The sequence below is a fragment of the Aquimarina sp. 433 genome (assembly GCF_054054605.1).
This window is the reverse complement of record NZ_JBSWZK010000068.1, coordinates 1-221: the sequence shown is the minus strand read 5'-3', so window position 1 is coordinate 221 and position 221 is coordinate 1. Positions and strand designations below refer to the sequence as shown.

At 39.4% G+C, this 221-nt stretch carries 1 protein-coding gene; it reads right to left on the bottom strand.

Annotated features, from left to right (window positions below):
- The coding region (locus ACWNT5_RS24360; RefSeq protein WP_456518878.1) for a DUF7507 domain-containing protein at positions 1-221 on the bottom strand (221 nt) is incomplete at both ends.

Genomic DNA, 221 nt, shown 5'->3' with positions numbered 1-221 from the left:
GCATCGATATCTGCTTGTGTAATTGTTTGATTTGCTGTCACTGTTACACTAGCACCTGGTGCTAAACTTGCTATCGGACTGCCTACGATACTTCCTGCATCTGCATTCGCATCCTCTATCTCAATATCGGTTAATGTAACATTTCCTGTATTAGTCACTACAATATCATACTCAATAACATCATTCAATGCACTTCCTGCTACTCTAACTGTCTTGATAAC